The sequence below is a fragment of the Runella sp. SP2 genome (assembly GCF_003711225.1).
Classification (GTDB): domain Bacteria; phylum Bacteroidota; class Bacteroidia; order Cytophagales; family Spirosomataceae; genus Runella.
The window spans coordinates 3,535,582-3,552,090 of sequence record NZ_CP031030.1; the positions used below are offsets into that span (position 1 = coordinate 3,535,582).

At 46.9% G+C, this 16,509-nt stretch carries 4 protein-coding genes and 1 pseudogene; all 5 read right to left on the reverse strand.

The window, feature by feature from the left end; all coding sequences use genetic code 11:
- Positions 1-73: 73 nt before the first annotated feature.
- On the reverse strand, positions 74-283 hold the full coding sequence (locus tag DTQ70_RS14345) for a T9SS type A sorting domain-containing protein (RefSeq protein ID WP_164490036.1): 210 nt from the start codon (positions 281-283) through the stop codon (positions 74-76).
- 26 nt (positions 284-309) lie between these two features.
- Positions 310-564, reverse strand: coding sequence for a hypothetical protein (locus tag DTQ70_RS14350; RefSeq protein WP_122931448.1), 255 nt, complete (start codon positions 562-564; stop codon positions 310-312).
- 1,049 nt (positions 565-1,613) lie between these two features.
- Positions 1,614-2,333: pseudogene (locus tag DTQ70_RS31305) on the reverse strand (tetratricopeptide repeat protein); the annotation flags it as partial.
- Positions 2,334-2,540: 207 nt separating this feature from the next.
- Positions 2,541-10,241: a T9SS type A sorting domain-containing protein gene (locus DTQ70_RS14360; RefSeq protein WP_122931450.1), complete on the reverse strand. Its 7,701-nt coding sequence runs from the start codon at positions 10,239-10,241 to the stop codon at positions 2,541-2,543.
- A gap of 206 nt (positions 10,242-10,447) precedes the next feature.
- Entirely contained in the window at positions 10,448-16,477 is a 6,030-nt protein-coding gene (locus DTQ70_RS14365) for a T9SS type A sorting domain-containing protein (RefSeq protein WP_206019729.1), read from the reverse strand.
- Between the last annotated feature and the right edge of the window lie 32 nt (positions 16,478-16,509).

Consider the following 16,509-nt stretch of genomic DNA (forward strand, 5'->3'; position numbering starts at 1 on the left):
TAAGTAGTCATATCACAGAAAAACCCCCTCCGTATTAGTCGGAGAGGGCTTTTTGTTATACTATGTCTCAAAATTATAACTTCACCACTTTCAGCGTTGCTTGCTTTGTTTCGGTTACTACCTTCAAGAAAAACATACCCGTCGGCAAGTCACTTACCCCAAACTCTTCTTGGTGGGTATTGGTTTCGGGTACAAATTGGCGATGGAGCACCTCACGACCCACAGCATCCGTCAGCGAAGCTTGCACCTCTTGCCCCTTGCTATCTTGAATTTTTAAGCGCAAAACGTTTGTGACTGGATTGGGCAGAACTATGGCGAAAGACCCGTTAGCGGACTCAACAGTTGCCCCTTGCTTTTTGCCTCTTCGCTATCCGCTACCCTCGCGGCGCCTACGCCTACCCCATCACGCGACTGGATTCTAAACCAATATTCTTGATACGCCAACACGTTCCCCTGCGGTTTTCTTGTAGAAGGATAGATGCTTCCCCAGCCTTTTTGGTCCCAATATCGAACACCTAACTTATACAAGCCTTTGGGTAAACCTGTGTTATATCCATTTAGCATAGATACATTCTACGAGCGGACAAGGCATCAAAAACCATAAAACAGTGACTTTCAACTATATAAATCGCCAACTCACACTACAAATCTGTATTCCCTTCTAGTATTGAAGGGAATTTTTTTCGAAGTCGATAACGCGTTTTTTTGACAGAATCAGCCGAGATGCCCAACATGGTTCCCTTTACTTTATCAGTAAGATTGAGCTTATCTAAGGCACACAGCCGAACTTCTGCCGCCGTTAAATCAGGATATTTTTTATTTAAATCAAAAAAGAAATAGGGAAACACTTGTTCATAAAGCGCCTTAAAGCTTTGCCAGTCTTCTTCGGTAAGTAGTACACTTTGTTGCAGGTTTTCAAGGGTTTTCCCCACCTCAAAATTCATTTCTGGGCGTTGATTATTTCTTTCAAACTGCGTCGAAAATTTTTCAATGAGCTCATTTTTTTCCTTAATGTTGACCAAATATTGCTCCAGTTGCTGATTGGCATGATCAAGCATTTCTTCTGCTCGCTGGCGTTTTTCCATTTGAAGGCGCTTTTCTTGTTTTTGACGCTCGTTAAGCCAATACACCACGCCCAAAAACACCACAATAAGCCCAAAAATAATCACGTTGCGAAGCATACGTTCATTGGTTACTTCTACTTGTAAAGTCCTCCGTTCATTGATGTATTTTTCGGCTTGCAAACTACTTTCCAACACCACCACTTTTTTATAATCCAGCTTCACCTTCAGCGTGTCTTTTAGGGCCAACAATGAATCTTTGAAGGTACTTGCCAAGCTAAAGTTTTTCATCTTGGCATGGTACAAAGCCAGCGTTTCAAATCGAATCAAATCATAGGTTGGGTACGTCCAGTACGGCATAACTAACGCAGGCGGAGCAATGTATGCCTTGGCCTTATCCACCGAATCAAGCATAAGGAGGGCATTGGCAATGTATAATCGGCTGATGGCCGCATTTTCTGGTATGGCTTTTTCATTTACTTTGGCTTCTTCGTACAGGTAGGGAAGCGCCTCTTTGTACTTACCCATCAGCCTCAGTAAATTACCCAAATTCCCCCGAATCAGTACTTCGTAATTGACGTTTTTTTTCGCTTTTGCCGCTACAACGCCCTCTCTAAATGCCTTTTCAGCTTTCTCGTATTGCTTCATTTTGAGGTAACAGAGCCCCAAGTTATTATAAATACCCATGGGCGAAAACACCGCACTGGGAGGTTCTTTGAGCGCAATCTGGCAGTGCAAAGCCGCCATTTTATAGTCTTCAAAGAAGTAGTAAATGGCAAAAAAACCAATATAATAGTAAATGCTGTGCGGAAATTTACCAAAATACGTCTCTTCGAGCAGCTTTCGAGCTTTAAACAACAGCGGAAGCCCCGTGCTATAATCTTTGTTGTTAAACGCCACCCATCCGCGCCAAAAGAACGAATAAGCTTTCAAATCATCGTAAGGCGTAGTTTGGGTAATTTTTTCTAGTTTCTTGGTATAGCTATTTTTTTCTTCCTTCGTTGGGGCGATTTCTTCACTTAAACGCAATTTAAGAAAATCAAGATAAGCCAACGACCGTTCGTCTCGTTCTTCTTTTGCCACTTTTTGAATACTATCCAATTCTGACTTATAGCGGCTTACCTGAGTATCAGCGCCAAATTGAAACGAAAAGTCAATCAAATAGTGTACACGCTTCTCGCTTGCAGAAAAAACTTCTTGGCCATGCAATTTCATCGCACCTCCTCCAGCAATCCAATAAACTGCAATTACAAGCAAGATTCTATATAACATACTATTTTGGGTTATGGAATTCCAAAAATAGCATACATACGATAAGTGAACACTAATTATCCATAAAAATCTAGTCCATTTTTTGAATCATCCTAAAAAAACACTTTTAGGACTATTTTTCTCTTCTAAAATGCAAAAACGGGGATAAAAGCGAACCTTTGTTCTCTCTTACCCCCGTTTCTATTTTGGGCTAAAATTAGCGTTGGTCTAGTGCACTTTTACTACTTTCAACGTCGCTTGTTTGTCAGGCGTTAGTATCTGCAAGAAATACATACCCGTCGGCAATTCACTTACCCCAAACTCTTCTTGATGCGTGTTCGTTTCGGGCACAAATTGACGACGCAACACCTCACGGCCTGTAGCATCAGTCAACGAAGTTTGCACTACTTGACCTTTACTTTCTTGCACTCTCAAGCGAAGCACTTTGGTGACGGGGTTGGGTAGAACTGTGGCAAACTCTAAAGCAGAATGCTGCCCACCCTCAACAGTAAACGGTAAACCCGAAACTCTCGCAGCGCCCACACCAATGCCATCTTTCGACTGGATTCTGAACCAGTATTCTTGATAAGCCAACACGTTGCCTTGCGGTTTACGCGTCGAGGGGTAAATACTGCCCCAGCCTTTCATATCCCAATAGCGAATGCCTAATTTATACAAGCCCTTGGGAAAGCCTTCGTCATAGACGTTGCCACCTGCCCCGTTCGATTCATAAAAACCATAAAGCGGATGATTCTGAGCGTATAACTCCGTATATCCTGAACGGTTGGCAAACATAAAATACGGAGCACTGTTTTCGTGGGTATTGTAAGAACGTACCACGCCTGTTTCGGGAACGGCTAACAAATCATACGTCAATGAGCCACTCTCGCCCAACGAACACGCATCCACGTGAATTGTCCAGTAACGGGGAGCAGTCTTGTTCAAGTTCTCTGAAAAATACAAGGTCGGATTCTCTTGCGTACTTTGATCTAAACTTGGACCACCATCTGGCGTCACAAATTGATTGGCCCAAGCGCTACGACTATTCGTCTTTATACCCGACTTTGACTCTCCAATGTTGATAATCGTCAACTCAAACGCCTTCCACATTACTTCCTTTGTTGCGCTTACACTACTCTGACAACCATTCGCATACACACATCGTACCGAATAGCTCTGCTTGGTCACATTCGCAAAAGATACCACAAAGCTAGGCTCTGTCACACCTGTGTTCCACAAGGCACTCGACCCTGCTGGGCAGCTTGTGGATACTGTTACATCCACACCCGTACATACTACGTCGGCGCTTACCACTACCACTGGCACTTCACTCACCGAAGCCACCGTGTAAGTCACCACATTACTCTTTGCACTCATGCAACCACCAGTAGCCTGACAACGAACATAATAGGATGTCGTTTCACTCGGTGTTTGGCTTGGTAAACCTGCTAATGCTTCGTTTGTTGCGGCATTGTACCAAATTGTACTCATCGACCCGCAATTTGAGGTACCAATAAAACTTGTTGCCAAACCACAACCACTCGTCACATTTAAACTCGCCAATGGCACCATCGACATATTCGTTAAGCGAATACGCATCACCCCAGATTCCGTCTCCACGCACGAAGCTGTTCCGTCCGATTTGCGACAACGTACGCGGTAATTGTGGTACTGGCCATCCACCAACTGCGTTGGAGTCACACTGCCGTAATCACCACCATCCACCGAATAAAGCAATACCTCTCCCACACCGCAGGTCGCATTGAACGTTAGCACGTTGCCCTCGATATTACATATATCTTTCGTCTCACCTGCATTCACACTCACTCCATCCGCTACCAACAACACATTTTGGGGTGTTGATGCGCGGTAATTAATCGTCAATTCAATCGGACTCGTGTACGTGCTTGGACAACTTGCATCGCACGCCGCTTGGTAGCGGTGGGGTTGGTTATTGGATGGCTGGGCAACTGGGGCTGTCGTTGACCAGTCGCTCCATGTACCACTACCTACTTGCACTCGCCAGACGGGATTTCCCACCACGCACAAACCCGAAACCGTAAACTGTAAACCGTTAACGGGATTTGCATCCGTATCGCAGAACGTCTGGCTGTTGCCTTCATTCAAGGTTTGTTGGAGCGTTGACAAAGTAATCACTGGTTTGGTCTGAACCTGCACCACCGCGCTGCCACTCTGAGATTGTGAGCAGTTCACATCGCTCACACTTACCAACGTATAATTATATACGCCTTCTGCGCTACTCGATTGACTCACCGTCGCAGTCGAACTACCGCCTGTCGTCGTCACGGTCTGTACTGTTCCTCCGTTCAACTGATAGCTGAACGTGTAGGGGGCTGTTCCGTTGCTCCCTGTAAACGTTAGTGTTGACCCTGCCCCACCTTTACAAGCGGTAGTCGTGCCACTTATCGTCGCCAAGGGCAACGGGTAAGACGCCACTTGTGCAGTGCCCGTCATACCTAAGGTACAGTTCGTCGTTGCGTTCGTTGCTATCACCCTGTACGTGCCAGCTACCATTTGTAAACCAAATGACAAGGCTGAACCTGTACCTGACAATGAACTACCTACCACAGTGCTTCCCTGCATGAGTTGGTAATTAATGCCTGTCGAGGAACTACTTAAACCAACCAATACCCCTGTTCCGCCTTGACAGTAGCTACCTCCTCCTGTCACTGTAAAGGCAGTAGGTAATACGTCGATACTTACCGTCACCGAACCTGTCATGCTCGACACACAACTGCCCATCGCCGTGGTAGCTTCTACAGTGTAAGTGCCTGCTCCCGTCTGATTGCCAAACGAAAAAGCACTGCCCGTACCTACCATCACACTACCTACGTTGCTACCATCTTTTTTCAATTGGTAATTTACCCCCGTTTGGGAATTGGATAAACCCACCGCTACTCCTACACCATCTGCGCAATAAGAGCCGCCACCTGTCACGTTGTACGCCGTCGGTAAACTAATCACTGTTACCACTGCATTACCACTCATCGTGGCCGCACAACCGCCCGTGGCCGTCGTGGCTTCTACTGTGTAGGTGCCCGCTCCCGTTTGATTCCCAAACGGTAACGCACTACCCGTGCCCGCTACCGTACTGCCGACGTTACTGCCATCTTTCTTCAATTGATAATTAACTCCCGTTTGCGAATTTGATAAACCAACCGCTACACCTGTGCCACTAGAACAATAGCTGCCTCCTCCTGTGACTGCAAATGTTGTTGGTAAAGCTATGACACTTACAACTGCATTGCCTCCCATGGTCGAAGTACAACCTCCTGTTGCTGTGGTTGCTACTACAGTATAAGTACCTGCTTCTGTTTGGTTACCAAAAGAAATAACATTACCCGTTCCTGCTACCGAACTTCCCACATTATTACCACCTTTCTTCAATTGGTAATTCACCCCCGTTTGGGAACTCGCTAAACCAACTTCAGAACCTGCACTGCCTGCACAATATGGACCGCCGCCTGTGACGTTAAACGAACTTGGTAAACTAATCACCGTTACCACTGCATTACCACTCATCGTGGCCGCACAACCGCCTGCCGTAGTCGTGGCTTCTACTGTGTAGGTGCCCGCTCCCGTTTGATTCCCAAACGGTAACGCACTACCCGTGCCCGCTACCAAACTGCCGACATTGCTGCCGTCTTTCTTCAATTGATAATTAACGCCCGTTTCTGAATTTGATAACCCAACCGCTGCACCTGTGCCACCTGCACAATATGAGCCTCCGCCTGTCACGTTGTACGCCGTCGGTAAACTAATCACCGTTACCGTCACACTCCCCGTCATGGTCGCCGTGCAACCACCTGTCGTAGTCATGGCTTCTACTGTGTAGGTGCCTGCTCCCGTTTGATTCCCAAACGGTAACGCACTACCCGTGCCTGCTACCGCACTGCCGACGTTGCTGCCGTCTTTCTTCAATTGATAATTAACGCCCGTTTCTGAATTTGATAACCCAACCGCTGCACCTGTGCCACCTGCACAATATGAGCCTCCGCCTGTCACGTTGTACGCCATCGGTAAGCTAATCACCGTTACCGTCACACTGCCCGTCATGGTCGCCGCACAACCGCCTGCCGTAGTCGTGGCTTCTACTGTGTAGGTGCCCGCTCCCGTTTGATTCCCAAACGGTAACGCACTACCCGTGCCTGCTACCACACTGCCGACATTGTTACCGTCTTTCTTCAATTGATAATTAACGCCCGTTTGCGAATTTGATAAACCAACCGCTACACCTGTGCCGCCTGCACAATATGAGCCTCCGCCTGTCACGTTGTACGCCGTCGGGGTTACACATGGACAAGCTGCAACCGCTAATGAAAAGGTAGCATCTGGACAGTTCCCGTCTTCATTGGCGCCCCAACCTGTCGTGGGGGGAAGTGCCGAGGTCGAAACCGACTCAAATTCAATCGCACTTGGAGTATTACTTGCTGAACCTGTCACCAAATACCAACTTGAATTCCCTTGAAATACCGTATGAGTCCCATCTGAATAGGTCGGGCGACGGTTAAAATCACTCCCTTTCGTATAGTTACCGTTAAACCCTGCACAATCCGTCGTGATACATATCGCCGATGGATAGATAACCGTCATCGTCGTACCACTGCTAGTTACCGTTGTAGGAGAGGCACAAGCCGCATTTGAGCTCATTTGTACCGTAATCACGTCTCCGTTCAACAGATTCGCATCCACGTAGGTACTACTATTGCTCCCCACATTTACATTATTCTTCTTCCATTGGTAAATTGGAGTCGTTCCACCGTTGACAGGCGTAGCCGTAAACGTAACACTTGTCCCTACATCTATGCTATTATCTGCATCACTTGACCCAATGCTCACCGAGGGGGGCACCGTTGCATTCTCGGTAACCACTGCACTCCCCGTCATCGTAGCCGTACAGCTCCCACTTGTCCTAGTCGCTTCAACAGTATATGTACCAGCTGTTTGAGTACCAAAGGTAATGGCCGAACCTGTAGTTCCATTGACTGCGGAGCCGACATTAACATTGCTCGCATTTTTCAATTGATACGTCACCCCCGTTTCTGAATTCGACAATCCAACCGCTACCCCAGCACCGCCTGCACAATATGAGCCTGTACCCGTGACATTATAAGCCGTTGGAGTCGTACACGCCACTACGGGACCAACAACAACGTCGGTCGAGCCACCGCAACCCGCTACTTTTATCCACGCTGTTTGCGAAGAATAGGGAGGTACATTTGCTGATGACGTAACGTAGGCAATTGCTTGTCCAGACGCATTTACATCCACAATCCAATCTCCATTTGAAAAGTAAACATCTAGGAAAACATTGGAGTACACATCCCCGCTCACGGTTGCGCTAGTATAATTACTTTTTCGGTACCAAACTTTGCCATTCATCAGTGTCTCCTGAAGCGTTAAAACAGCAGGCTGTGACAAACACCCTCCAGATACTTGAATTTCGTTGGGAGCATTGTCGTTATCGGTAATACTTATATTTTGGGTAGTGGTGCTACCCAACGTAATACCCGAAGAAGGGCTGCTGAGGGTCAATGTGGCCGTTTCGATACCTTCTACCAAGGCATCATCTACTACTTTGAAGGTGGCTATACCCGTTGTACCACCATCGGGGATGGTAATGGTGACGTTATTGGTCGTAGTATTGTTGAGGGTATAATCACCAGTGGTGATATTAGTGCCCGATACAGCAAGGTTTACAGTTTGAGCCCCCGACACTGCGGCAGAGGCCGTAGCCGTGACGGTGATGGAGGTCGCCGCTGCTTCCGTACCTGTGTTGGTACTTACGGAGAGGTTGACGGTTGGGGTAGAATTGGCATTGAAAACTTCAACAGTAACTTTTACATCATTGAAACCAACAATGCGCACTTTATTGCTCTCTGCAAAAGCCCCACGTAGGCGACTTGTTGTTCCCGCATCATAGGCCGTCCACGATGTACCGCCACTATTGGAAACCAAAACGTAGGCATTAAACGGAGTGGCTTGCTGATTTACTGCCGCCACAAAATTTCCATTAGTATAAGCAAGTGCTCCCAAGCCCACATTTCCTAATGCAACTCCTCCTGTGCTGGTTGTCGGGACGGTCACATTAGAAGTAAAGAGGGAACTACTGGTAATATCAGTTGTGGTAGTAGAAAAGAAAACGCGGTTGGCAGCTGTTGCACTATGGATACGTCCAATAAGTAAATAGTTTGTACCGTCGTAAGCAATGTCCTGAAATGTTGCCGTTGGGGCATAGCTATTCGTAGTCCAATTCTGTCCATCCATAGAATAGCTAATTCGTCCTATTCCAGTAGAAACATTGGGGCCTCCTCCTACGGCGATAAACCGCCCATTTAGGTAACGAACAGAGTTATAGTTGCTGCCCGCGCTAGGATCTTTGGAGATTTGCGACCAACTTGTGCCGTTGGTAGACCGTAAGATACTTCCCTGATTACCAACCGCTACATAGACTCCGTTGCCATAGGCAATACTGTTCAGGTTATCCGTACCATCGGTGTAGCCTGTATTCCCCACCGTCCATGTGGTACCGTTTACAGAGGTAGCAGCCGTACCGCCTTGTCCAACTGCTACATATTTGCTACCGTCATGAATAACCGCAGTAAGTAAGGTTCTAAATGTATTTTGCAGCGCTGCCGCTTGAGAAAAAGACGAGAAGTTAGTGGAGTTAAAGACGACCCCTTCGCTGTTACTCCCCTGCCCCACCAAGGCATATCCAGTACCGTTACTAGCTATACCAATAAAACTACCACTAGGATAAGTATAATTTATTCCATCAGTGGAATAAAGGGGACCTGAACTAGTACTCATAAAAAATTTACCACTTAGGTAAGCAGCCTCAGTAACCGTTGCACTAACACTTTTAGGTTGCAAAGTAAACGTAATCGCATCGGTTGAGGTAATCACGCAATTGGGTGAAGGTGCTGGTGCGGTGCCGTTACTAGCATAATATTGATGTGTTCCGTAAAGGTAATACGTAGTGCCATCACTCACGGCTTGCGAGAACTGGGTACCTGCCCCTACGAAGTTAGAGGTAGTACTGTTGGGAAGGTTAATGATGTTGGAAGATATATTGGTCCACGTTGAGCCGTTTGTGGAGGTATATACCTTGCCTCCTACCCCAAAAATAAAGAAACGATCTTTGGCGAAATCCACACCGTTGGTACCTGACTCGAGAGCATCGATAGACTGAGAAGTCCACGACCCCGAAGCTCCCGTGGTAGAGCGGTAGATGGACATACCACCCGAAGCAGCGATTGAGTATGCCATCACATAGGCTCCGCCCCCATAGGCAATGCTGTTGAAATCTTGGTTACTGTTGAGCACTTCCAAAACTTTTGTCCAGGTAATGCCGTCGGTGGAATAAAGAAGTACGTTATTCTGGAAATTAACCGTACCAGTACTTTCAGACCCCACAGCATAAAATGCCCCATTTAAAAACTGAATATCTTTCAAATTTTGCGTTGTGCCGCTAGTTCGCGAAGTCCAAGTAGCGCCATTATCTGAGGATGTGATGATTTTACCAGCATTACCCGCAAATACAAACACACCATTGCCATAAGCTCCTCCCCCAGAAAAGTACATATCAGTCGGAATGGTTGCACTCTCAATTTTACTCCAAGTAGTCCCATTAGTAGAAGTGTACAGACTACCCAATAGTGCCGTAGAACTGTTCAACCCTACGATATACGTACCATTACCATAGGCAATATCACTTAGTGATTGCCCATTCGGGTAGCCCTGCTGAGTTGTAATGATGGGCGCTTGGGCCTGTGTTTTGGGAAGCCCAATAACCAATACGCATACTAGGAACGGAACGGAAATAGCGTGTTTCCATAGCAACAGGGGAAGTCGCCTAAAAAAGGCACTCAGTGCATGAAAAGGTTGGCTGAAAGAAAAATACATCATAAAAAGTTGAGAATAAGTGGTTAAAAATAAGTGGAATGGTGAAATAAAAAATTAGAATACTTAAATTAATATTATAATTAAAGACTAAGACATAATACCGAAAAAATCAAAAAAGGGCTATTTTTCATTTGAAACGACTAATAGTTATTCACACCAAAGGCTATCCCTAAAATTAGAGATAGCCTTTACTTTTTTTAGCACATCACTTACTTCACCTTCACTACTTTCAACGTAGCTTGTTTGTCAGGCGTTAGTATCTGCAAGAAGTACATACCCGTCGGCAACTCACTTACCCCAAACTCTTCTTGATGCGTGTTCGTTTCGGGCACAAATTGACGACGCAACACCTCACGGCCTGTAGCATCAGTCAACGAAGTTTGCACTACTTGACCTTTACTTTCTTGCACTCTCAAGCGAAGCACGTTGGTGACGGGGTTGGGTAGAACTGTGGCAAACTCTAAAGCAGAATGCTGCCCACCCTCAACAGTAAACGGTAAACCCGAAACTCTCGCTGCGCCCACACCAATGCCATCTTTCGACTGGATTCTAAACCAGTATTCTTGGTAGGCTAACACGTTGCCTTGTGGTTTACGCGTCGAGGGGTAAATACTGCCCCAGCCTTTCATATCCCAATAACGAATGCCTAATTTGTACAAGCCTTTGGGAAAGCCTTCATCATAGACGTTGCTACCTGCCCCGTTCGATTCATAAAAACCATAAAGCGGATGATTCTGAGCGTATAACTCCGTATATCCTGAACGGTTGGCAAACATAAAATACGGAGCACTATTTTCGTGGGTATTGTAAGAACGTACCACGCCTGTTTCGGGAACGGCTAACAAATCATACGTCAATGAGCCACTCTCGCCCAACGAACACGCATCCACGTGAATTGTCCAGTAACGGGGAGCAGTCTTGTTCAAGTTCTCTGAAAAATACAAGGTCGGATTCTCTTGCGTACTTTGATCTAAACTTGGACCACCATCTGGCGTCACAAATTGATTGGCCCAAGCGCTACGACTATTCGTCTTTATACCCGACTTTGACTCTCCAATGTTGATAATCGTCAACTCAAACGCCTTCCACATTACTTCCTTTGTTGCGCTTACACTACTCTGACAACCATTCGCATACACACATCGTACCGAATAGCTCTGCTTGGTCACATTCGCAAAAGATACCACAAAGCTAGGCTCTGTCACACCTGTGTTCCACAAGGCACTCGACCCTGCTGGGCAGCTTGTGGATACTGTTACATCCACACCCGTACATACTACGTCGGCGCTTACCACTACCACTGGCACTTCACTCACCGAAGCCACCGTGTAAGTCACCACATTACTCTTTGCACTCATGCAACCACCAGTAGCCTGACAACGAACATAATAGGATGTCGTTTCACTCGGTGTTTGGCTTGGTAAACCTGCTAATGCTTCGTTTGTTACCGCATTGTACCAAATTGTACTCATCGACCCGCAATTTGAGGTACCAATAAAACTTGTTGCCAAACCACAACCACTCGTCACATTTAAACTCGCCAATGGCACCATCGACATACTCGTTAAGCGAATACGCATCACCCCAGATTCCGTCTCCACGCACGAAGCTGTCCCGTCCGACTTGCGACAACGTACGCGGTAATTGTGGTACTGGCCATCCACCATCTGCGTTGGAGTCACACTGCCGTAATCACCACCATCCACCGAATAAAGCAATACCTCTCCCACACCGCAGGTCGCATTGAACGTTAGCACGTTGCCCTCGATATTACATATATCTTTCGTCTCACCTGCATTCACACTCACTCCATCCGCTACCAACAACACATTTTGGGGTGTTGATGCGCGGTAATTAATCGTCAATTCAATCGGACTCGTGTACGTGCTTGGACAACTTGCATCGCACGCCGCTTGGTAGCGGTGGGGTTGGTTATTGGATGGCTGGGCAACTGGGGCTGTCGTTGACCAGTCGCTCCATGTACCACTACCTACTTGCACTCGCCAGACGGGATTTCCCACCACGCACAAACCCGAAACCGTAAACTGTAAACCGTTAACGGGATTTGCATCCGTATCGCAGAACGTCTGGCTGTTGCCTTCATTCAAGGTTTGTTGGAGCGTTGACAAAGTAATCACTGGTTTGGTCTGAACCTGCACCACCGCACTGCCACTCTGAGATTGTGAGCAGTTCACATCGCTCACACTTACCAACGTATAATTATATACGCCTTCTGCGCTACTCGATTGACTCACCGTCGCAGTCGAACTACCGCCTGTCGTCGTCACGGTCTGTACTGTTCCTCCGTTCAACTGATAGCTGAACGTGTAGGGGGCTGTTCCGTTGCTCCCTGTAAACGTTAGTATTGACCCTGCCCCGCCTTTACAAGCGGTAGTCGTGCCACTTATCGTCGCCAAGGGCAACGAAAAGTAGGCTACCACAGCGCTACTCGTCATATTGCTCGTACAAGCGGTGGCCATTTTTGTTGCCAATACGGTATAAGTACCCGTACTTGCTTGACTACCGAACGAAATTGTACTTCCTGTTCCTGTTGCAGCACTTCCAATGGCTTCATTGTCTTTCTTTAATTGATAGGTGACCCCCGATTCTGAACCACTTAACCCTACCAATACTCCTGCTCCACCTTGGCAGAAATTACCTCCTCCAGTAACACTAAAAGCTGTGGGGGCTGATTTCACAATAACCATCTGATTACTAATCATCATAGCTTCGCAACCTCCCGTTGCAGTAGCGGCTCCGACCGTATAGACTCCCGCGACAGTCTGCAAGCCAAACGAAATCGCACTGCCCGTCCCTGCTACTATACTGCCTACGTTGCTACCATCTTTCTTCAATTGGTAATTCACCCCCGTTTGGGAACTCGCTAAACCGATAGGCACCCCTGCTTCGCCTGGGCAAAAAGGGCCGCCGCCTGTCACATTGTAAGCCGTTGGCAAACTAATCACCGTTACATCAACACTCCCTGTCATGGCTTGCGTACATGTGGTAGCTGTTGGTGGGGCTCCTGCTCCTACGCCAATGCGCGCTGGACTTGCCCCTGCTTTCGAGGCTTCCACTGTGTAAGTGCCTCCACCCGTCTGCAAACCAAACGAAAGCGCACTGCCTGTACCTGCTACGGCACTTCCTACATTGGCACCGCCTTTCTTCAATTGGTAACTTACACCAGATTCAGAACCACTCAAGCCAACTGATACCCCTGTTCCACCAGAACAATAGCTACCTCCTCCTGTGACTGCAAATGTTGTTGGCAAAGCTATGACACTCACAACTGCATTGCCTCCCATGGTCGAAGTACAACCTCCTGTTGCTGTGGTTGCTACTACAGTATAAGTACCTGCTTCTGTTTGGTTACCAAAAGAAATAACATTACCCGTTCCTGCTACCGAACTTCCCACATTATTACCACCTTTCTTCAATTGGTAATTCACCCCCGTTTGGGAACTCGCCAAACCTACTTCAGAACCTGCACTGCCTGCACAATATGGCCCACCACCTGTGACGTTAAACGAACTTGGAAGGCTAATCACCGTTACATCAACACTCCCTGTCATGGCTTGCGTACACGTGGTAGCTGTTGGTGGGGCTCCTGCTCCTACGCCAATGCGCGCTGGACTTACCCCCGCTTTCGAGGCTTCCACTGTGTAAGTGCCTCCACCCGTCTGCAAACCAAACGAAAGCGCGCTGCCTGTACCTGCTACGGCACTTCCTACATTGGCACCGCCTTTCTTCAATTGGTAACTTACACCAGATTCAGAACCACTCAAGCCAACTGATAGCCCTGTTCCACCAGAACAATAGCTGCCTCCTCCTGTGACTGCAAATGTTGTTGGCAAAGCTATGACACTCACAACTGCATTGCCTCCCATGGTCGAAGTACAACCTCCTGTTGCTGTGGTTGCTACTACAGTATAAGTACCAGCTTCTGTTTGGTTACCAAAAGAAATAACATTACCTGTTCCTGCTACCGAACTTCCCACATTATTACCACCTTTCTTCAATTGGTAATTCACCCCCGTTTGGGAACTCGCCAAACCTACTTCAGAACCTGCACTGCCTGCACAGTAAGGACCACCGCCTGTGACGTTAAACGAACTTGGAAGGCTAATAACTGATACTATCGCACTACCCGTCATGGTAACAGAACAACCGCCCGCTACTCGGGTAGCCACTACTGTGTAAGTTCCTGCATCAGAGATATTTTCAAACGTAAGTCCAGCACCCGTTCCTGCGTTGGGAGAACCAACGTTATTGCTACCATTTTTCAATTGATAATTAATTCCCGTTTCTGAATTGCTCAAAGAAATCGTAAAGTTACCCGTTCCACCAGCGCAATAACTTCCACCGCCTGATACGGTAAACGTGTTTGGATTCACGCAAGGGCAAGCAGCCAAGTCGATTGTAATGTCAATCTCTTCGCAAATATTACTTCCCCAGCCCACAGTAGGGGGTACTTGAGCTGTAGAAAGTGCTTCATATATAATTTCAGTACGGTCGCCCACTTCTCCAGAAACCAAAAACCAGCTTTGGTCTGCTTGAAAAATAGAGTACCCGCCTCTAGTATAGGTTGGGCGACCATTATAATCACTTCCTTTGGTATAATTTCCACTTACACCCGTACACTCCGTTGTAATACACAAAGCCGCGGGAGCCGCATTTACCGTCATCGTGAGCTCATTACTTGTAGCTGTCGAAGGTGAGGCGCAGGCATCGCTACTGGTCATCACCACCTTGATTTTATCTCCGTTTGCTAAGGTAGCGTCCGAGTAGGTCGCACTATTGGTTCCAACATTAGTATCATTCTTCTTCCACTGATAGGAAGGAGTTGTACCGCCATTGGTAGGGGTAGCTGTAAAAGTGACGCTTGTTCCTGCATAGATGCTATTATCCGCGTCACTAGATGCAATAGACACCGATGGACTGACCGCTGCATTCTCAGTAACCACTGCACTCCCCGTCATCGTAGCCGTACAGCTGCCGCTTGTCCTAGTGGCTACTACCGTATATGTCCCTGCGGTTTGATTGCCAAAAGTAATGGGAGAACCCGTTGTACCACTCACTGGAGAACCAACATTAGCATTACTGGCATTTTTTAATTGGTACGTGACTCCTGTTTCTGAGTTCGACAATCCAACCGTTACACCAGCACCACCTGCACAATATGAGCCTGTACCCGTGACATTGTAAGCCGTAGGATTCGTACATGAGGCTTGCGTTGTTATCGTAAATGGACCGTTTATAATCTGACAGTTATTGTTTGGATCAGTATTCACCCATCCTGTGGTTGGTGGTTGAGCCGAATTAGTAGTATTGTAATATAGAATGTCAGTTCCTGAATTGTTTAAATCTATTACCCAACGCGACGTACTACTCATCCAATAAATATCTAATCGTGCAGGGTCATATACACCTGCTACATAAAATACATCTGAATGAGCCATCTTAGTATAACGCGGCTTATCATTAGTCGTACCGTTTAGAGTTAAAATGGCTGTATTTGATATACAAGCCCCTGAAATCGTATAGGAAGAAGGTACAGTTGTCACCGACATCGTAAGCTCATTACTTGTAGCTGTCGAAGGTGAGGCACAGGCATCGCTACTGGTCATCACCACCTTAATTTTATCTCCGTTTGCTAAGGTAGCGTCCGAGTAGGTCGCACTATTAGTTCCTACATTAGTATCATTCTTCTTCCACTGATAGGAAGGAGTTGTACCGCCATTGGTAGGGGTAGCTGTAAAAGTGACTGAGGTGCCTATGGGGATAGCCCCACTGGGACTTCCATTAACTGATACACTAGGCGTGACGGTTGTTGCAGTAAGAGAACCACACCCGCCCCCAAGTACAATTGCACTACCGTATTCTTCATCTACTATCCAATTAGTGCTTGCACAAGGAAGAGTATTGATATTCCCGCTTGAATTATAAGCTGCTACGTAATTTGCACCTACATGAAGAATTTCCCAACGATTATTAGGAGCGCCAGACCATCGAAGGACATAAGTTTGTCCTAAACTTGTAACAGACCATTTGGGGGCACCATTAAGCGAACCATCAGGAGTGTACGTTACTGCAGCATAAGAAGGCCCACTAAATCCATAAGTTCCCCCTACGTTTGGAGGAAACGATACTGTGATATTACTGGGAGTAAACGTACAAGTCGCAGCTGCTCTTGTCGAGGAAGTGGGAGATTGTTGAGTTGTAGTCTGAGCTTGTGCCATGCCTAATAAGCAGCAAAATACCAGATACCAAA

Bases quoted from the DNA above. Each gene is read 5' to 3' on its own strand.
- DTQ70_RS14365 (WP_206019729.1), bottom strand. From the start codon at position 16,477: ATGGCACAAGCTCAGACTACAACTCAACAATCTCCCACTTCCTCGACA.
- DTQ70_RS14360 (WP_122931450.1), bottom strand. From the start codon at position 10,241: ATGATGTATTTTTCTTTCAGCCAACCTTTTCATGCACTGAGTGCCTTT.
- DTQ70_RS14350 (WP_122931448.1), bottom strand. From the start codon at position 564: ATGCTAAATGGATATAACACAGGTTTACCCAAAGGCTTGTATAAGTTA.